The organism is Brachybacterium tyrofermentans, from assembly GCF_039526165.1.
GTDB classification, from domain to species: Bacteria; Actinomycetota; Actinomycetes; order Actinomycetales; family Dermabacteraceae; genus Brachybacterium; species Brachybacterium tyrofermentans.
Map to the genome: position 1 here is coordinate 181,050 of NZ_BAAAIR010000046.1, position 17,927 is coordinate 198,976.

General features: G+C 70.3%; 16 protein-coding genes. 14 read left to right on the forward strand and 2 right to left on the reverse strand.

Going from position 1 to position 17,927, the window contains the following annotated elements; all coding sequences use genetic code 11:
- Positions 1–289 precede the first annotated feature (289 nt).
- The 6 genes from ABD093_RS14940 (at position 290) to ABD093_RS14965 (ending at position 7,145) form a co-directional block, all read left to right on the forward strand.
- Entirely contained in the window at positions 290–1,306 is a 1,017-nt protein-coding gene (locus ABD093_RS14940; protein WP_193116305.1) for a bifunctional riboflavin kinase/FAD synthetase, read from the forward strand.
- Positions 1,307–1,474: 168 nt separating this feature from the next.
- On the forward strand, positions 1,475–1,744 hold the full coding sequence (gene rpsO / locus ABD093_RS14945) for a 30S ribosomal protein S15 (protein ID WP_193116304.1): 270 nt from the start codon (positions 1,475–1,477) through the stop codon (positions 1,742–1,744).
- Positions 1,745–1,952: 208 nt separating this feature from the next.
- Complete coding sequence (locus ABD093_RS14950; protein WP_193116303.1) at positions 1,953–4,193, forward strand: polyribonucleotide nucleotidyltransferase; 2,241 nt, start codon at positions 1,953–1,955, stop codon at positions 4,191–4,193.
- Between the two features lie 238 nt (positions 4,194–4,431).
- Positions 4,432–5,769: a M16 family metallopeptidase gene (locus tag ABD093_RS14955; protein ID WP_193116302.1), complete on the forward strand. Its 1,338-nt coding sequence runs from the start codon at positions 4,432–4,434 to the stop codon at positions 5,767–5,769.
- Between the two features lie 62 nt (positions 5,770–5,831).
- Positions 5,832–6,599 (forward strand): 4-hydroxy-tetrahydrodipicolinate reductase, encoded by a 768-nt coding sequence (dapB, locus tag ABD093_RS14960; protein ID WP_193116301.1) that lies wholly within the window; start codon positions 5,832–5,834, stop codon positions 6,597–6,599.
- Positions 6,600–6,611: 12 nt separating this feature from the next.
- The gene (locus ABD093_RS14965) at positions 6,612–7,145 is read left to right on the forward strand and encodes a hypothetical protein (RefSeq protein ID WP_343925508.1); all 534 of its coding nucleotides are present in this window, start codon (positions 6,612–6,614) and stop codon (positions 7,143–7,145) included.
- On the opposite strand, the gene ABD093_RS14970 is transcribed toward ABD093_RS14965, so the two are convergent.
- Positions 7,146–7,460: an AzlD domain-containing protein gene (locus ABD093_RS14970; protein ID WP_343925510.1), complete on the reverse strand. Its 315-nt coding sequence runs from the start codon at positions 7,458–7,460 to the stop codon at positions 7,146–7,148.
- Complete coding sequence (locus tag ABD093_RS14975) at positions 7,457–8,227, reverse strand: AzlC family ABC transporter permease (RefSeq protein WP_343925512.1); 771 nt, start codon at positions 8,225–8,227, stop codon at positions 7,457–7,459. Before ABD093_RS14975 ends, ABD093_RS14970 begins: the two co-directional genes overlap by 4 nt.
- Positions 8,228–8,301: 74 nt before the next feature.
- On the opposite strand from ABD093_RS14975, the gene ABD093_RS14980 reads away from it, so the two are divergent.
- From ABD093_RS14980 to ABD093_RS15015, 8 genes are all read left to right on the forward strand, one after another.
- A complete protein-coding gene (locus ABD093_RS14980) occupies positions 8,302–9,030 on the forward strand; it encodes an HAD-IA family hydrolase (protein WP_343925514.1) in 729 nt (242 codons plus the stop codon).
- Positions 9,031–9,195: 165 nt separating this feature from the next.
- The gene (gene asnB / locus ABD093_RS14985; protein ID WP_193116297.1) at positions 9,196–11,967 is read left to right on the forward strand and encodes an asparagine synthase (glutamine-hydrolyzing); all 2,772 of its coding nucleotides are present in this window, start codon (positions 9,196–9,198) and stop codon (positions 11,965–11,967) included.
- A 55-nt stretch (positions 11,968–12,022) separates the two neighbouring features.
- Positions 12,023–12,964 carry a 4-hydroxy-tetrahydrodipicolinate synthase gene (gene dapA / locus ABD093_RS14990; protein ID WP_193116296.1) on the forward strand — a complete coding sequence of 314 codons (942 nt, stop codon included), beginning with the start codon at positions 12,023–12,025 and terminating at the stop codon, positions 12,962–12,964.
- Between the two features lie 250 nt (positions 12,965–13,214).
- On the forward strand, positions 13,215–16,019 hold the full coding sequence (locus tag ABD093_RS14995) for an FtsK/SpoIIIE family DNA translocase (RefSeq protein ID WP_377802322.1): 2,805 nt from the start codon (positions 13,215–13,217) through the stop codon (positions 16,017–16,019).
- Between the two features lie 82 nt (positions 16,020–16,101).
- Positions 16,102–16,695 (forward strand): CDP-diacylglycerol--glycerol-3-phosphate 3-phosphatidyltransferase, encoded by a 594-nt coding sequence (gene pgsA, locus ABD093_RS15000; RefSeq protein ID WP_193116294.1) that lies wholly within the window; start codon positions 16,102–16,104, stop codon positions 16,693–16,695.
- Positions 16,692–17,168 carry a CinA family protein gene (locus ABD093_RS15005; RefSeq protein ID WP_319021495.1) on the forward strand — a complete coding sequence of 159 codons (477 nt, stop codon included), beginning with the start codon at positions 16,692–16,694 and terminating at the stop codon, positions 17,166–17,168. The genes pgsA and ABD093_RS15005 overlap by 4 nt, the downstream gene beginning before the upstream one ends.
- Positions 17,169–17,373: 205 nt before the next feature.
- Positions 17,374–17,679 (forward strand): helix-turn-helix domain-containing protein, encoded by a 306-nt coding sequence (locus ABD093_RS15010; RefSeq protein ID WP_193116355.1) that lies wholly within the window; start codon positions 17,374–17,376, stop codon positions 17,677–17,679.
- Between the two features lies 1 nt (position 17,680).
- Positions 17,681–17,905 (forward strand): DUF3046 domain-containing protein, encoded by a 225-nt coding sequence (locus ABD093_RS15015; RefSeq protein WP_193116354.1) that lies wholly within the window; start codon positions 17,681–17,683, stop codon positions 17,903–17,905.
- Positions 17,906–17,927: the final 22 nt, after the last annotated feature.

The following is a 17,927-nucleotide window of genomic DNA, read 5'->3' on the forward strand; positions in this document are numbered from 1 at the left end:
GGCACCGCATTGTCCTTCAGAGTAACGGAGCAGGCGCGATTCGCGACATGCCTGCGCCGCAGAGCTTCGTCACAGGTACGTCACAGCCCCTCCGGTCGTCGGTGCGGCATCGGGCATCCGATCACGGCTCGGCGACAGGCTCGTCGCACGGGCCCGTCGCCCGCGGGCGAGTGCTCGGGCGTTACAGTGTTCCCCGTTCCTCGGTGCTCCTGCCCGAGATGCTCCGCCCCCGGGTGGAACCCCCGTGGGTGCGTCCGAGCACCCGGCCCTGGAAGGACCTGACCGCGCCGTGACCCGCACCCCCATCTGGCACTCCGTGCAGGACGTGCCCGCCGATCTCGGGGCCACAGCGGTCTCCATCGGGAACTACGACGGGATCCACCGCGGCCATCGCTATGTGCTCGAACAGCTGGTCCACCACGCCGAGACGCGTGGGCTCTCGCCGGTCGCTCTCACCTTCTGGCCGCATCCGCGACACGTCATGGGCACGCCCGGCGAGCCGCCGCTGCTGACCGGGCACGAGGACCGCGACCGCCTGCTCCTCCTCGCCGGCGTCCACGGCGTGTTGGACCTCGAGTTCACCCATGATTTCGCGCTCTACTCCCCGGAGGACTTCGTGCGGGTCTTCCTCGTCGAGGGCCTCGGCATGAAGTGCGTCGTGCTGGGCGAGGACGCTCTGTTCGGCCGGGCGAACGCGGGGGATATCGACACCATGCGCGAACTGGGCAGGAAGTACGGCTTCGAGGTCGTCACGGTCTCCGACCTCGGTCCCGACGGGGAGGAGGGCGGGCGCATCTCCTCCTCGGGAATCCGTGCCGCGCTGCTGACGGGTGACATCGAGCTCGCGACGGAGGGTCTGGGTCGGCTGCACACGGTGACGGACGTCGTCCATCACGGTTTCCAGCGCGGCCGCGAGCTCGGCTTCCCCACGGCGAACCTGGGATCGTCGCCGGCCGGTCTGATCCCGGCCGACGGGGTCTACGCCGGTCATCTCACGGTGGTCGCGCAGGATCGCGCGCACGCCGGGACGGACCCTCTGGCCGGAGCGGCGGCGACCATCTCGATCGGCACCAACCCGACCTTCGAGGTCGACGGCGCTCCCCGGCGCACCGTGGAGGCCTACGTGCACGGCGCCCATGACCTGGACCTCTACGGCGACACGGTGCGGCTCGAGTTCGTGGCCTTCCAGCGTCCGACCCTGAAGTTCGACTCGGTCGAGAGCCTGGTCGAGCAGATGCAGCGGGACGTCGAGGTGACCCGCCGCACTCTGGGTCCCGGTCCCTCCCGTCCGCCTGTCGAGGGCTGATATCCTGGTGCCGCCGTGAATTCGGCCGCGGAGAGTCAGTCCGCCCCACCCAGATGTCTGCAGTGCTCGTCCTCGACGTGCGCCCAGGCAGGGAATCCGGGGCGAGGCTCGCCCAGAGAGCCCGGGACAGCAGGTCCCGGAGCGCCGCGCAACGACCACAGGAGAACCATGGCCTTCGACACCGCCACCAAGCAGGAGATCATCAAGGAGTACGCGACCGCCGAGGGTGACACCGGTTCGCCCGAGGTCCAGGCCGCGCTCCTCACGCATCGCATCACCTACCTGACCGAGCACCTGAAGACCCACAAGCACGATCACCACTCGCGCCGCGGTCTGATGCTGCTGGTCGGTCAGCGCAAGCGCCTGATGAAGTACCTCCAGGCCACCGACATCGAGCGTTACCGCTCGCTGATCAAGCGCCTCGGCATCCGCCGCTGATCGCTGTCCGCCGCTCGCCTCCAGAGGCGGGCGGCGGTTCCGTCTGTCCGCTGACGCGGACGCCCCTCCGACACCCCGCCCCGACCAGGTTCGGTCCTCGGCAGTGACCTTCGGGGCACGGATCCCCCTCACGGGATCGTGCACCGCGTGTGACTGACGAAGGCCGCACCGGCAGGGCAACCCCCTACCAGAGGAGATCCACATGGCCATGGAAGGCCCTGAAATCACCGCGACGACCGCGGTCATCGACAATGGCTCGTTCGGCCGTCGTGAGGTCCGCTTCGAGACCGGACGTCTCGCCCAGCAGGCCGCCGGCGCCGTCGCCGTCTACCTCGACGACGACACGATGATCCTGTCGGCCACCGCCGTCTCGAACCGTCCCAAGGACCACTTCGACTTCTTCCCCCTGACGATCGACGTCGAGGAGCGGATGTACGCCGCGGGTCGCATCCCCGGCTCGTTCTTCCGTCGCGAGGGCCGTCCCGGCACCGACGCCATCCTGGCCTGCCGCCTCACCGACCGCCCGCTGCGCCCGGCCTTCGTCAAGGGCCTGCGCAACGAGGTCCAGATCGTCCTCACCGTGATGGCCAACGGCCCGGACGACGCCTACGACGTCGTCGGCATCAACGGCGCGTCCGCCTCCACCCAGATCTCCGGTCTGCCCTTCTCGGGTCCGATCGGCGCCGTGCGCATCGCGCTCATGCCGACCGCCCAGGGTGGCCAGTGGGTCGCGTTCCCGACCTTCTCGCAGCTCGACGAGGCCGTCTTCTCGATGGTCGTCGCCGGTCGCATCGTCGAGGATGACGTCGCGATCATGATGGTCGAGGCAGAGGCCACCGACAACGCGTGGACGCTCATCAAGGAGCAGGGCGCAATCGCTCCCACCGAGCCCGTCGTGGCCGAGGGTCTGGAGGCCGCGAAGGTCTTCATCCGCAGCCTGTGCGTCGCCCAGCAGGAGCTCGCCGCCACCGCCGCCAAGCCGGTGCGCGAGTTCCCGCTCTTCCTCGACTTCCAGGACGACGCCCACGACGTCGTCGAGGCCGCAGCCACCGAGCGTCTGGCCGAGGTCATGTCCATCGCCGCGAAGACCGAGCGCGAGGAGCGCACCGAGCAGCTGCTCGGTGAGCTGACCGAGGAGCTCGCCGGCGAGGGCAAGCAGCTCGAGGGTCGCGACAAGGAGGTCAGCGGCGCCTTCCGTGCGCTGACCAAGCAGGTCGTGCGCCAGAAGGTGCTCACCGACGGCGTCCGCATCGATGGCCGCGGCCTCCGCGACATCCGCGCGCTCTCCGCCGAGGTCGAGGTGCTCCCGCGGGTGCACGGCTCGGCGCTGTTCCAGCGCGGCGAGACCCAGATCCTGGGCGTCACCACGCTGAACATGCTCAAGATGGAGCAGCAGATCGACTCTCTCGGGCCGGTCACGCGCAAGCGCTACGTGCACCACTACAACTTCCCGCCGTACTCCACCGGTGAGACCGGTCGCGTCGGCTCCCCGAAGCGTCGTGAGATCGGCCATGGCATGCTCGCCGAGCGCGCCCTGGTGCCGGTCCTGCCGTCCCGCGAGGAGTTCCCCTACGCGATCCGTCAGGTGTCCGAGGCCCTCGGGTCCAACGGCTCCACCTCGATGGGCTCCGTGTGCGCCTCGACCCTGGCGATGCTCAACGCCGGTGTGCCGCTGCGCGCCCCGGTCGCCGGCATCGCCATGGGCCTGATCTCCGACACCGTGGACGGCGAGACCCGCTACGCGGCGCTCACCGACATCCTCGGTGCGGAGGACGCCTTCGGCGACATGGACTTCAAGGTGGCCGGTACCAGCGAGTTCATCACCGCGATCCAGCTCGACACCAAGCTCGACGGCCTCCCGGCCTCCGTGCTCGGCGGTGCGCTGTCGCAGGCTCACGAGGCACGCCTGGCGATCCTCGGTGTGCTCAACGAGGCCATCGACGCGCCGGACGAGATGAGCCCCCACGCTCCTCGCGTCATCGCCGTCACGGTCCCCGTCGACAAGATCGGTGCGGTCATCGGCCCGAAGGGCCAGATGATCAACCAGATCCAGGACGACACGGGCGCGGACATCACGATCGAGGACGACGGCACCGTCTACATCGGTGCGACCGACGGCCCCTCGGCCGAGGCGGCACGCTCCGCGGTCAACGCCATCGCCAACCCGCAGGTCCCCGAGGTCGGCGAGCGCTACCTCGGCACCGTGGTGCGCGTTGTCGACTTCGGCGCCTTCGTCTCGCTGACCCCGGGCAAGGACGGCCTGCTCCACGTCACCCAGCTGCGCAAGCTGAACGACGGCAAGCGGGTCGAGAGCGTCGAGGACGTCGCCAAGGTCGGTCAGAAGATCGAGGTGGAGATCCGCGAGGTCGACGCCCGCGGAAAGATCTCCCTGGCGGTCTCCGAGGACGACGAGAAGCCCTCCGAGGAGAGCTCCTCCGGCGAGAAGTGATCCGCACAGTGATCTGTTCGGCCTTCTGAGGCCGTAGCTCCCAGGACGGGGAGGCACCATCGGGTGCCTCCCCGTCCTGCTGTCCCGGGGCGAGTCGACCGGCTGTTCCGGCACGGGTCCCTCGGGGGCGGGGTGAGCGTCGTGGAGCTCGGGGAGGGTCGAGGCCGGGGATGTCGAGGTCCGGGAGGGAGGGCGAACTCTCGTCCCGATGCCGGCCAGGTCGTGGAACAATCGATCGATGCCTTCCGACCTCGTTTTCGATGATCCCGCCTCCGACGTGATGCTCGATGCCGCCACCGGTGTGCGGCGCAGCATCCTGCCCGGCGGTGTGCGTCTGCTGACCCAGACCGATCGCAGCGTGCGCAGCGCGACCATCGGGCTCTGGCTGCCCGTCGGATCGCGCGACGAGCGTCCCGAGCATGCCGGGTCGACGCATGTTCTCGAGCACCTCCTGTTCAAAGGCACCCAGCGGCGCTCCGCGATGGACATCGCCACGGCCTTCGACGAGGTCGGCGGCGATTCCAACGCCATCACCGCGAAGGAGCACACCCTCTACTACGGCAGGGTCCGTTCCTCCGATGTGCCGATGGCCGTGGACGTCCTCACGGACATGATCACGGCGAGCCTGCTGGAGCAGGAGGCCCTGGCCACCGAGCGGGAGGTCATCCTCGAGGAGCTCGCCATGGCCGAGGACGATCCGACCGATGTGGGCTACGAGACCTTCCTCGCCGACGTGCTCGGCGCCGAGACCGCCCTCGGCCGCCCCGTCGGCGGCACCGAGCAGTCCGTGAACGCGCTGAGCATCGAGGATGTGCGCGCCCACTGGGATACGCACTACCGACCCGACAACCTGGTCGTCACCGCGGTCGGGGACATCGATCACGACGAGCTGGCCGAGCTGCTCCGGACGGGGCTGCGCCGCGGGGGCTGGACGCTCGAGGAGGGGGCTCTGCCCCGCCGTCGGCCGCGCTCGGAGGCTCCCAGGGGGACCACGGCGAACAGGTCCGTCCAGGACGTCTCCACGATCGCCTCGCACCGGCTGATCCGTCCTGCGGAGCAGAACCACATCTACCTCGGCGGCCAGGGCCTCTCGGCTCTCAGCGAGGACCGCCACACGCTCTCGGTGCTCATGTCGGTGCTCGGCGGCGGCATGTCCTCACGCCTGTTCCAGAACATCCGGGAGCAGCGCGGCCTGGCCTACTCGGTGTACTCCTTCAGCGGCGGCTACCGCGACGCCGGCCTGTTCGGGATGTACGCCGCCTGCCGTCCCTCCCGCACCGCGCAGGTCGTCGAGCTGCTCGCCGAGGAGCTCGACCGGATGGGCGCCAGCGGCATCGAGCAGGAGGAGCTGTCCCGCGCCAAGGGTCAGATCACCGGGTCCTTCGCCCTGGGGCTCGAGGACACCAGCAGCAGGATGGGCAGGCTCGGCACGATCGAGCTGGTCCACGGGACGTACACGAGCGTCGACGAGACGCTCGAGAAGATCGGCCGGGTCGACGCCGCGGCTGTGCAGGAGCTCGCCGCGCGCCTGGCGGGTTCCTTCAGCACCCGGGTCGAGGTCGGCCCGGAGTCCTGAGCTCCTGCCCCGCCACGCAAAGCCTGACAGCCCATCCACCCCGATCCGTCGAGGAGCACCCCATGACCAGCACTGACCAGACCCCCCTGCGCGTCGCCGTGATCGGCGCGGGCGGCCGGATGGGTTCCGAGGCCTGCCGCGCCGTCGAGGCCGCGACGGACCTGGAGCTCGTCGCCGCGCTCGGGCGCGACGACGAGCTCTCCACGATCACCGACGCCGGCGCGCAGGTCGCTGTGGACCTCACGGTCCCGTCCGTGACCGCCCAGAACGTCCGGTGGCTCGTCGAGCACGGCATCCATGCCGTGGTCGGCACCACGGGCTGGACCGAGGAGACCCTCGGCGACCTGCGCTCGCAGCTCGAGGGAGCTGACGGGGTGGGCGTGCTCATCGCCCCCAACTTCGCGATCGGTGCCGTGCTCGCCATGCGCTTCGCCGAGGTCGCCGCCCGCTACTACGACAGCGCCGAGATCATCGAGATGCACCACCCGGACAAGCTCGACGCCCCCTCGGGAACGGCCCGCCACACCGCGGCGGCGATCGCCCGTGGGCGCAAGGCCGCCGGACTCGGGGCAGTGCCCGATGCGACCCAGAAGGATCCTGACGGAGCCCGCGGCGCAGTCGTCGACGGGATCCACGTGCATGCGGTGCGACAGCGCGGCCTGGTCGCCCATGAGGTGGTCCAGTTCGGAGGCCCGGGGGAGCAGTTCCAGCTCCGCCACGACTCCTTCGACCGCGCCAGCTTCATGCCCGGCGTGCTGCTGGGCGTGCGCGAGGTCGCTGCGCACCCGGGCCTCACGGTGGGCCTGGACGGCTACCTCGAGCTCGGCTGAGCGGGCACGTCGATGCGTCAGAAGATCGTCGTCGTCGCCCTCCTGCTGATCACGGCGGCGTACTGCTGGGGACTGGGCTGGATCGCGTGGGGCTTCGTGCGCGCCGGGAGCGCGCTGGGCTACGGGCTCGCCCTGGGGATCGTCATCCTGCTGGGGCTGACCGTCTGGGTGACCTGGCGGGAGGTGCTCTTCGGGATCGGCGCCGGTGATCTGGCCCGCCGCTACGAGCCTCCTGCTGATGCCGACGCCGAGGATCCGCGCGCCGAGTTCGAGGCCGCGCGCACGGCGGTGCAGGTCGCGGGCGAGCAGAGCGGCGGCGAGCAGGGCGGCGGTGAGCAGAACGACGGCGCACACCACGGTGGCGAGCAGGACTGGACCGCATGGTTCCGCCTCGCCCTGGCGTACGACGCGCTGCGTGATCGCAAGGGCGCCCGGATGGCGACCCGCCGGGCGATCGACGCTCGTCGGGCCGATGCTCGTCGAACTGGTGCCGGACGGGCTGATGGTCGTGGAGCTGATGGACGACGGGACGGGGCCGGTCGCTGATCAGGCCCAGCCGAGGGCGCGCAGGCCGGCTGCGGCGACCGCCGCGGCGATCACGACCACGAGGAACGGGGCCCGGGCCAGCAGGAGCACCGCCGCCACGGAGAGCGCGGCCAGGCGCGCATCGAGCACGATCTCCGCGCCGCTCGCGGCTGTCTGGGTGGCGACCAGCGCACCCAGCAGGGCGATCGGCAGCAGCGTCGTGATCCGGGCGATCCGCGGCCGGTCCAGGACGTCGGGCGGGACCTGGTAGCCCAGCCACTTCTGCCCGAAGGACAGCACGGACGCTGCGATCACCGCGATCCAGAGCATGCTCATCGTGGGTCCTCCGTACGGGGTCGCGGGTCGGGAGGGGTCTCGCGCCGAGGAGGCTCCGCGGAGCGGCGGGCGGGCAGCAGCCCGGCGAGCACGGCGACCAGGGCCGCGGCCAGAACCGGGAGGCCCGGAGGCAGCGAGGGCGTGGTCACGAGCGCGATGAAGGCGGCGGCGACAGCGATCGCCACCGCATCGGCCGACCGCAGGCGAGGCCACAGCAGGGCGAGGAACGCCGCAGCGGCCGCGGCATCCAGACCCCAGGCCCTGGGGTCGGCGACGAACTGCCCGGCGACGGCCCCCACCAGGGAGAACAGGTTCCAGAAGACATACACCCAGACGCCGGCCGCCCAGAACCCCGCCCGCCGCTCCCGCTCATCGCTGCCGGAGGCGGCCAGGGCGGCGGATTCGTCGATCGTCAGCTGCACCCGGGCCAGACCCTTCCCGCCGTGCCGGGGGAGGGAGCGGGCGAGGATCAGCCCGTACAGGGTGTTCCGCACGCCCAGCAGCACCGAGGCCAGGGCGGCGCCGAGGGCAGATCCGCCGCCGCCGATCACGCCGATGAACGCGAACTGGCTGCCGCCGGTGAACATCACGGCGGAGAGGACCATCGCCTGCCAGACGTCGAGTCCGGAGGACGTGGCCAGAGCGCCGAAGGAGATCCCGTACAGGCCGGTGGCGAGGCCGATCGAGAAGCCCGTGCGACGGATCCTGCGCACCGGGTCCACGATGCCGGGCGCCTGCTGGGGAGTGCCGGGTGAAGCAGTGGTCATGATGGTGTTCACTGTACGGTCACCTGGGCGGACGTTGCTTTCGTGTCCGGTCCTCGGTGTGAGATCGTGGGGCCATGACGGCCACCTCGGACCCCCTCGCCCAGACCGCCTCCGGCGACGCCCTCCCCCTGCGTGCGAAGGTCCTCCTGCTCGATATGGATGGCACCCTCATCGACTCCGGGCCCGCCGTGGAGCGCGCGTGGAACACCCTGCTGCGAGAGCTCGGGACGGACCTCGAGTTCGGGCACGCCCAGCACGGGAAGCCCGCCCGCCAGGTCCTCGCCGAGCTGATGCCCGAGCTCGATGCGGAGCAGCTCTCCGCGGCCCATGCCCGGGTGGAGGCTCTCGAGATCGCCGACGTCGGATCGATCGTGACGCTGCCCGGCACCGAGCGGCTGCTGCGCGAGCTCGACGAGGCGGCACAGCAGCTCGGTCGTGCCACCTGGACGATCGTGACCTCCTGCACCGCCCCGCTGTTCGAGGCGCGGTGGGCGACCACCGGTCTGCCGGTGCCTGCGCAGATGGTCACGGCGGACCAGGTGAGCCGCGGGAAACCGGATCCGGAGCCGTACCTTCTGGGTGCACGACGGCTCGAGGTCGACCCTGCGCAGTGCATCGTCCTGGAGGACTCGGTGGGCGGGCTGCTCTCCGGCACCGAGGCCGGGGCGCGCACGGTCGCCGTGACGAGCACCACCCCGGCCGCCGAGCTGTCGCCGCTCGCGGACGCCCTGGTCACCTCGCTGGACGACCTGGAGATCCGGGTCGATGGCGATGACCTGGTGCTCGCTCGACGCGGTAGCTGAACGTCACGCCGCGCCTGCTCTGCGCAGGTGCTCGGCGTTGATAGGCTCAGGCGGCCGATCCCGGTCCGCACGCCTTTCACGGGTGCCGGTCGGATCCGGTGTCCGCGTCGCCTCGACGTGACGCCGCCGCGGATCGGAGCCGTCCCCTTCGAAAGGACCCCTCTCATGTGCGGAATCTCCGGAAGCTACGGATTCGGTGCCGACACCGAGGGCATCGCCCGGCGGATGAACAGCGCTCTGGCCCACCGCGGGCCCGACGGAGAAGGCCTCTTCGTCGACGGTGAGACCGGCCTGGCCCACCGACGCCTCTCCATCATCGACGTCGCCGGCGGTGCCCAGCCGATGACCACCGCCGATGGCCGGTACACCATCGTCTACAACGGCGAGACCTACAACTACCTGCCGCTGCGCGCCGAGCTCGAGGAGCTGGGCCACACCTTCCGCACCGACTCGGACACCGAGGTGCTCCTCGAGGCGCATGCCGAGTGGGGCACCGCGGCGTACGACCGTTTCAACGGCATGTTCGCGTTCGCGATCCACGACGCGCAGACCGGCACGGTCACCGTGGCCCGTGACCACTTCGGCATCAAGCCCCTCTATTACTGGATCGACGAGAGCGCCGAGGGCGCCGGGGGACGCCCCCAGGTCCTGTTCGGCTCCGAGATCCGTGCTCTGCTCGCGGCGCAGCGCTTCGACGCCGCACCGGACGACCGCGCCGTGTACCGCTACCTGAAGTTCCGTGTCCAGGACGACGACTCCCAGACCTTCTTCCGCGGCGTGCGCCGCCTCATGGCGGGCGAGGTCCTCGAGATCAGCGCCGACGGCACCTCGGTCACGTCCTTCACCAGGCTCCAGGAGGAGCTGCGCGAGATCGCCGAGCGCCCCAGCCGTCCGTACAGCCAGGAGGTCGTCGACGAGTACCGCGAACGCTTCCAGGAGTCAGTCCGGCTGCGTCTGCAGTCGGAGGTCCCCGTGGGCACGTCCCTCTCCGGCGGTCTGGACTCCTCCGCGGTCGCCGCCGTGATCGCCCGTCACCTGCGCGAGCAGCCCCAGGACGAGAACTTCAGCGCCGTCGGCAGCCGTCAGAACACCTTCTCGGCCGTCTTCCCGAACTCCTCGAACGATGAGGAGGCCTATGTCGACAAGCTGCTCAGCGACAACGCGGGCCAGATCACGGCGCACAAGATCCATCCCCAGCCGGACGCCTTCCTCGAGGACCTGCGTGACTTCGTGCGCACCCAGGAGGAGCCGATCATCTCCACCGGGCCGTACGCCCAGTACGCGGTGATGCGTGAGGCCAGCCAGCACGTGACGGTGCTGCTGGACGGTCAGGGCGCCGACGAGATGATGGCCGGGTACAACCCGTACTTCTACGTCTACCTGCGCCAGCTGCGTCGTCAGAAGCGGTTCAAGGAGCTCGCGAGCGAGATCGTCGGCTCCCGCGACATCCTGCGCAAGCTCGCCCGCACCAAGTACTCCGGGCGCACCTCGGTACCGATCGAGGCGCTGCTGAACTCCGGCTTCGTCTCCGAGCACAGCTCGGAGAAGGTCACGTCCGTGCAGGACGACATCAAGGAGCGCCTGCTCGAGGACACCTTCCGGTCCTCGCTGCCCTCCCTGCTGCGCTACGAGGACAAGAACACGATGCGCTTCAGCATCGAGGGCCGTGTGCCCTTTGTCGACAAGGAGCTGCTGAAGTTCCTGTTCTCCCTCGACGAGTCCGCCATCATCCACGACGGCTGGAACAAGCGGATCCTGCGCGAGGCCATGGACGGGATCCTGCCCGACATGATCTCCAAGCGTCGCAACAAGATCGGCTTCACGACCCCGGAGGGCGAGTGGTTCCGCACGATCGCCCCGGAGCTGATGGACATCTTCGCCTCCGAGTCCTTCGCGAGCCGCCCCTACTTCGACGCCCCCAGCGTGGTCGCCCTGTTCGAGGACTACATCGCGAACCCCGGCAACCACGGCACGATGATGTTCTGGCGCCTGCTGAACGTCGAGCTGTGGATGCGCACCTTCTTCGACGACGCGGAGGGCTCCACGCGGGCGCTCGGCGATCGTGCCGCCGCCGACGAGCAGGCGGAGCTGGCCGCCGCGGCCGCTGCGGCCCCCGTCGACGCAGCTCGGGAGCCCGAGACCGAGGAGGAGCCCAAGAGCGACTACGTCGCCAACCCGGCCAAGGAGCTCGACCTCGTCTCCGAGCCCGACGGCCACACCTGGCGCCGTCTGCCTCTGCAGACCGCCCTGGTGGCCCGCGGGGACGATGTCGAGTCGCTCGCGCGCGAGCGGGTCGAGGCCTTCGCGGCATCCCTGCCCGCGGATGTCGTGCCCGACGGGTCCCCGTGGTACTTCGTGATCAGCGAGAAGATCATCGCCATCACGCAGGGCCGCTCCTGGTTCACCTGGGAGATCAAGCCCCGGCGGTCGGCGAAGGTCCTCAGCCGCTTCGTCACCCGCACCCCGGCCGGCATCGGCCTGGGCGACCCCACCACGATGGAGCTCGCGATCCGCGAGGTCGGCCTGCCCCGTGTCGTGGCGGCCTCGGCCGCCGGCGCGGCCGGCAAGGTGATCGGCAAGCGCGGCCTGTTCTACGAGGTCGTCGGCGCGAACGTGCGGGCGATCGACGGGCCCACGCCGTACTCGGCCTTCCCGTCCAACGTCTCCGCGAAGCTTCCCCCGAAGGACCCGGACGCGGTCTCGGCGACGATCTCCGCGGCGATCCGCGGAGCGGACATCCCTGCGGCGCTGCGCGACAGCTTCGTGGGCACCGTGGTCATGGACGCCAACGACATCGGGCGCAATGTGCTGGGATCGGACGTCGACACCCCGAACGAGCGCCTCGAGGCGACGTTCGCGGACAACCCGCTGGGACAGGGCCGTCAGCGCACCCCGCTGGCGATCCTCGTCGATCTCGGAGCCGCGTCACGGCGCTGAGCAGGACGGGGCCTGCATTAGGCTCCTGGGATCAGGACATCTCTGGGAGGAGATCATGACCAGCACCGACATGCGCCCCGCACGGCCCTTCGGCGCGGTGGGGACCGCCGTGGTCACGCCGCTCACGCAGGACGGCCACGGGGTCGACCTCGACGCCGCCCAGAAGCTCGCGGTGCACATCAGCGAGCACGGCAACGACCTCATCGTCGTCTCGGGCACCACGGGCGAGGCGCCCGCGCTCACCGACGTCGAGAAGCTCGAGCTGGCGCGGGCCGTGCGCGCCGCCGTCGGCCCCGAGGTCAAGGTCGTCGCCGGGGTGGGCACGTACGACACCGCCCACTCGATCGATCTGGCACGGGCCCATGCGGAGCTCGAGGGGCTCGACGGCCTGCTGGTCGTCACGCCGTACTACTCCAAGCCCAGCCAGGCCGGGGTGATCGCCCACACTACCGCGATCGCCGACGCGACCGATCTCCCGGTCATGCTCTACGACATCCCGGGGCGCACGGGCATCCCGCTCGCCTACGAGACCCTCCTGCGGCTGGGCGAGCACGAGCGCATCCTCGCGGTCAAGGACGCGAAGGGCGATCTGCAGCAGGCCAGCCGGGTCATGGCCGAGAACGGTCTCGCCTACTACTCCGGCGAGGACGCCCTGAACCTCCCGTGGCTCGCGATCGGCGCCTCGGGCGTGGTGTCCGTCGTCGGCCAGGTCGCGGCCGAGTTCGAGAAGCAGATGGTCGAGGCCGTGGACCGCTCCGACCTCGCGGGCGCGCTCGAGGCGCACCGCCGTCTGGTCCCGCTGGTCGAGGCCATCATGAGTCAGCTCCCCGGAGCGGTCGCGGCCAAGGCGGCTCTCGCCCTGCAGGGAGTGCTGCCCCATGCCGCGATGCGCGGCCCGCACGTCCCGGCCGATGCGGACCAGCTGCGCGCCCTCGCCGCCGCGCTCGATGCAGCGGACGGCATCCCGCCGTGCGATCCGTCCCGCCGCCCTCTGTGATCCCAGCGGTGCAGCGGTGGGCTCCGGCCCACGCCGCGCCTCCCCGTCGAGGGCGTGAGATACGACCGGTGTGACGGGCCGTCGCGCCGCCTCCCGGGTCCGACAGGGGTCGGGCGGTACCCTGGGTGACATGGCGACACGTACGTCTTCCCCCGCACGTGCGTCGAAAGGCTCGTCCCGGAGCTCGTCCGCCGGTACCTCGCGTACCGCCGGTTCCGCGGCCCACGATCCGTCGACGCTCCCTCTGCCGGTGCGCGCAGTGCGCTCCGGCTATCTGGCGATCGCCCGGATGATCGGCGGCCTCGTCCGTTCGATCGGCGTCGCACGCTGGGAGGTCTCACCCGACCAGCGACGGGACGGCTATGCGCTGTTCCTGCTCCTCATCGCGGCCCTGGTGGCCGTCGTGGAGTGGTGGCAGTCCGCCGGTCCTGTGTTCGGCGCCGTGCACACCGTGGTCGCGGGCACCTTCGGCATCTCCTCCATGGTGATCCCGCTGCTCGCGGCCGGATGGGCGATGCGCATGTTCCGCCGTCCCGACCAGGTGCGCGCCAACAGCCGCATCGCGATCGGGATCCTGCTGCTCCTCACCGCGATCTCGGCGATCGCCTCCGTCTCCGCGCGGCTCCCCGCCCCGGCGGACGGCATCGACGCCCTGGCCCGCGGGGGAGGGGTGCTCGGTTATCTCGCCGCCGCCCCGCTCGAGGCCCTGCTCCCGCCGGTCGCGGTGATCGTCATCCACTCCGTGGTGATCGCCTTCGGCGTCCTGGTGCTCACCGCGACGCCTGTCGAGTCGATCCCGTCCCGCCTGCGCGATGTGTACGACGTGATGGTGGGCAGCAGCGAGGAGGAGGACGCCGAGCGGGTCGCCCTCGGGCTGCGCCCCCGCCGCGTCGACCCCGCAGTCCATGAGCAGGCCACCCAGGCCCAGTCCACTGGCCGCCCGCGCCGTCGCAGCCGCCGGGAGAAGGCCGAGGACGAGGCCACCCGGGACCACGAGAGCTTCGGCTACGCCGGCGACGAGGCCTTCGAACAGGGCGTCACCGCCGAGGAGGCCGCCGCGGCCGCGGCGAAGAAGGGTCGGGGCTCCCGCGCGAAGCGGGCCTCGACGGCCGACTCCGCGGAGGTCTTCGACGTGGTCGAGGACGAGAACAACCGGGCCAAGACCTTCCCCGGCAAGGGCGCCCCTGCCGCTGCCGGAGCGACCACCCCGATGCCGACTGCCGCGGCGAAGGCGCCGGTCGCGAGCACACCTGCTGCGACCAAGGCTGTTCCCACCAAGCCTGCCGAGGAGGAGAAGGCGGACCTCGTGCACCCGCCGATGGGCGACCTGCCGCGGGCCGGCGAGCAGCTCGAGCTGGCCGGCGATGTCGTGTACACGCTGCCGGAGTCGTCCTTCCTCCTCGAGGGTGCGCCGCACAAGACGCGCTCCGAGGCCAACGACCAGGTGGTCGCTGCGCTCGAGGAGGTCTTCGAGCAGTTCAACGTCAACGCCAAGGTGGTCGACTTCTCCCGCGGGCCGACGGTCACGCGCTACGAGGTCGAGCTCGCTCCGGGCACCAAGGTCGAGAAGGTCACGGCCCTGGACAAGAACATCTCGTACGCCGTGGCGAGCTCAGACGTGCGCATCCTCTCTCCGATCCCGGGCAAGAAGGCCATCGGCATCGAGATCCCCAACACGGACCGCGAGACGGTCGTCCTCGGCGACGTGCTGCGCAGCTCGGTCGCGCGTCGCACGGAGCACCCCTTGGTGATGGGCGTGGGCAAGGACGTCGAGGGCGGCTATGTCATCGCCAACCTCGCCAAGATGCCCCACCTGCTCGTCGCGGGTGCCACCGGCGCCGGCAAGTCGGTCTTCGTGAACTCGATGATCACGTCGATCCTCATGCGCGCGACCCCGGAGGAGGTGCGCATGGTGCTGGTCGACCCCAAGCGCGTCGAGCTCAGCATCTACGAGGGCATCCCGCACCTGATCACCCCGATCATCACCAACCCCAAGAAGGCCGCCGAAGCCCTGGAGTGGGTCGTGAAGGAGATGGACGCCCGGTACGACGACCTCGCCGCCTTCGGGTACAAGCATGTGGACGACTTCAACAAGGCGGTGCGGGCCGGCGAGGTGAAGCTGCCTGCGGGCAGCGAGCGACGCCTCGCCCCCTACCCGTACCTCCTCGTCGTGGTCGACGAGCTCGCGGACCTCATGATGGTGGCCCCGCGTGATGTCGAGGCCTCGATCCAGCGCATCACCCAGCTGGCGCGCGCGGCCGGGATCCACCTGATCCTCGCCACCCAGCGTCCCTCGGTCGACGTCGTCACCGGCATCATCAAGGCCAACGTGCCCAGCCGCCTCGCGTTCTCGACCTCCTCGCTGCAGGACTCGCGCGTCATCCTCGACTCCGTCGGCGCCGAGAAGCTCATCGGTCAGGGCGACGCCCTGTTCCATCCGATGGGCAAGGCGAAGCCGATGCGCGTCCAGGGCGCCTGGGTCAACGAGTCCGAGATCCACAAGGTCGTCGACCACGTCAAGACCCAGATGAAGCCGAACTACCGCGAGGACGTCCAGGTCGTCGCAGCCAAGAAGCAGATCGACGACGACATCGGCGACGATCTCGACGTGCTGCTGCAGGCAGCTGAGCTCGTGGTCACCACGCAGTTCGGCTCCACCTCGATGCTGCAGCGCAAGCTGCGGGTGGGCTTCGCCAAGGCGGGTCGCCTGATGGACCTGCTGGAGTCCCGCGAGATCGTCGGCCCCTCGGAGGGGTCCAAGGCGCGCGACGTGATGATCCACCCGGACGATCTCGCCTCCGCCATCGCCCGTATCCGCGGAGAGGACGTCCCCGGGGACGACGCCGAACAGCCCTACGGCGCCGACCAGGCGGTGGACCTCGAGGAGACCGACGCGCAGGATGCACCGGCCCCCGAGGCCGCCCCGGCCGCAGGCACGGAGGACCGGTACGGCTCTGATCCGTTGGCCGACGACGGCTCCGAGCCGGCGACCGACTACTACGACGACGAGGGCGGCGAGGACAGCGAGGACGCCTGGAGCCTCACCGGGCGGTGAGCCTCCGCCCCTCCACCCCACTCGGGGTACGAGCCCCGAACCCTTCCGGACACCCCATCCACCCCGCGAGCGCAGGAGCATCATGACCACACCCCGCACGGACCCTGTGCCGCTCTGGAACATCGCCAACATCCTCACCATGGTGCGGTGCGCGATGGTGCCGCTGCTGGTGGTGCTCGCCGTCCTGTACCCGGACACAGTCCCTGGCCGTCTGCTGGTCGCGGCCGTCTTCGTGGTCGCGATGATCACGGACTTCCTCGACGGATATCTGGCGCGGAGCCGGAACCTCATCACCGACTTCGGCAAGATCGTCGATCCGATCGCCGACAAGGCGATGACGGGGGCGGCGCTCATCATGCTCTCGATCTGGGAGTACGTGCCGTGGTGGATGACGATCCTGATCCTCGTGCGCGAGATCGGCATCACCGTCATGCGCTTCACGATCCTCAAGTACGGCGCTCTGCCGGCGAACATGGCCGGCAAGGCGAAGACGATGGTCCAGACGATCGCGATCACCTTCTGCCTGATCCCGTTCGAGCTGTGGTGGGAGCCGGCCCGTTGGGTCGGGCTCGCCCTGGTGCTGCTCGCCGTGGTGCTGACCGTCTGGTCCGGCCTCGTGAACCTCAAGGACGGTCTGCGCCTGCGCCGCGAGGCCCTCGCCGGACGCGCCTCGTGAGCACCGGCCCGGAGGCGGTCATCACCCGGGCCGCAGAGCGAGGGCTGATGATCGCCACGGCCGAATCGCTCACGGCCGGCGCCGTGGTGGCCCGCCTGGTGGACGTGCCCGGCGCGAGCGCGGTGATCGCGGGCGGAGCCGCCTGCTATTCGTATGCGGCGAAGACCCGTGTGCTGGGAGTCGACGCGGCACTGCTCCGGGACCGCGGGGCGGTGAACGCCGAGGTCGCCGGGGCCATGGCCGAGGGTGCGCTCGATCTCTACGACGCCGACCTCGCGATCGCCACCACCGGGGTGGCCGGCCCCGGCCCCGATGAGCGCGGTGCGGCAGAGGGCACGGTCTGGTTGGGACTGGCCCGACGAGGCGCTCCGACCTCCAGTCGTGAACTGCATCTCAGCGGAGGCAGGGCACGGATCCGGGCCACGACCGTCGACCTCGCGATCCAGATGCTCGCCGAGGAGCTCGAGGACTGAGTCCCTGTGCAGGTCAACGCGTGCTGTGCGGGGAGCCGCGCGGACCCTCTCGCTGTCCACAGCTCCCAGGGATCCCTGGGATCGAGGCCACTACACTCTGGGGAACACTCTTGAGGGGTGTGGCGTTGTGGTGGACGTGATGACTTCTCTGCACCGCACCCCCGAGGTGTTCCATCAGTTCAACCAGAGGAAGGGAGGCAAGGCCATGGTCCTGTTCCGTCAGGAGCTCGGAGACGTCCTGCGCGACGCGCGTCGCAATCAGGGGCGCACGCTGCGCCAGGTGTCCTCCGATGCGCGCGTGTCCCTGGGCTACCTCAGCGAGATCGAGCGCGGCCAGAAGGAGGCCTCCAGCGAGCTGCTGGTCTCCGTGACCGATGCTCTCGGTCTCCCGCTGTCCTTCGTCCTGCGCGAGGTGTCCGACCGGATCGCCGTCTCCGAGAACGTCAGCATCCCCGACACCGTGCCCGAGGGCCTCGCCGACGATGCGAGCCCGCTGGTCGGCGCCCACTGAGGTGCGTCGCAGCGAGTTCACGGAGCTGGCCGACCACGTGTTCGGCCCGGTCCTCGCAGGAACGTATGTCCGGGACCTCGTGCTCGAGGGAGCCGGCGGCATGACCGCCGCGCAGGCTCTCGAGCACGGGGTTCCCGTGCGTCGGGTGTGGGTCTCGTTGTGCGACGCGATGGAGGTCCCGGAGTCCCGTCGCTGGGAAGTGCCGCTGGAGCAGCGCCGCCGCTGACCTCCGCGTGAGCCGCTGACCG

What these genes read in the sequence shown, in the direction of transcription:
- ABD093_RS14970 (WP_343925510.1), bottom strand. Translation starts at nt 7,460, where the DNA reads ATGAGCATGCTCTGGATCGCGGTGATCGCAGCGTCCGTGCTGTCCTTC.
- ABD093_RS14950 (WP_193116303.1), top strand. Translation starts at nt 1,953, where the DNA reads ATGGAAGGCCCTGAAATCACCGCGACGACCGCGGTCATCGACAATGGC.
- ABD093_RS14955 (WP_193116302.1), top strand. Translation starts at nt 4,432, where the DNA reads ATGCCTTCCGACCTCGTTTTCGATGATCCCGCCTCCGACGTGATGCTC.
- dapA (WP_193116296.1), top strand. Translation starts at nt 12,023, where the DNA reads ATGACCAGCACCGACATGCGCCCCGCACGGCCCTTCGGCGCGGTGGGG.
- ABD093_RS14975 (WP_343925512.1), bottom strand. Translation starts at nt 8,227, where the DNA reads ATGACCACTGCTTCACCCGGCACTCCCCAGCAGGCGCCCGGCATCGTG.
- asnB (WP_193116297.1), top strand. Translation starts at nt 9,196, where the DNA reads ATGTGCGGAATCTCCGGAAGCTACGGATTCGGTGCCGACACCGAGGGC.
- ABD093_RS14980 (WP_343925514.1), top strand. Translation starts at nt 8,302, where the DNA reads ATGACGGCCACCTCGGACCCCCTCGCCCAGACCGCCTCCGGCGACGCC.
- rpsO (WP_193116304.1), top strand. Translation starts at nt 1,475, where the DNA reads ATGGCCTTCGACACCGCCACCAAGCAGGAGATCATCAAGGAGTACGCG.
- ABD093_RS15010 (WP_193116355.1), top strand. Translation starts at nt 17,374, where the DNA reads ATGGTCCTGTTCCGTCAGGAGCTCGGAGACGTCCTGCGCGACGCGCGT.
- dapB (WP_193116301.1), top strand. Translation starts at nt 5,832, where the DNA reads ATGACCAGCACTGACCAGACCCCCCTGCGCGTCGCCGTGATCGGCGCG.
- ABD093_RS14965 (WP_343925508.1), top strand. Translation starts at nt 6,612, where the DNA reads ATGCGTCAGAAGATCGTCGTCGTCGCCCTCCTGCTGATCACGGCGGCG.
- pgsA (WP_193116294.1), top strand. Translation starts at nt 16,102, where the DNA reads ATGACCACACCCCGCACGGACCCTGTGCCGCTCTGGAACATCGCCAAC.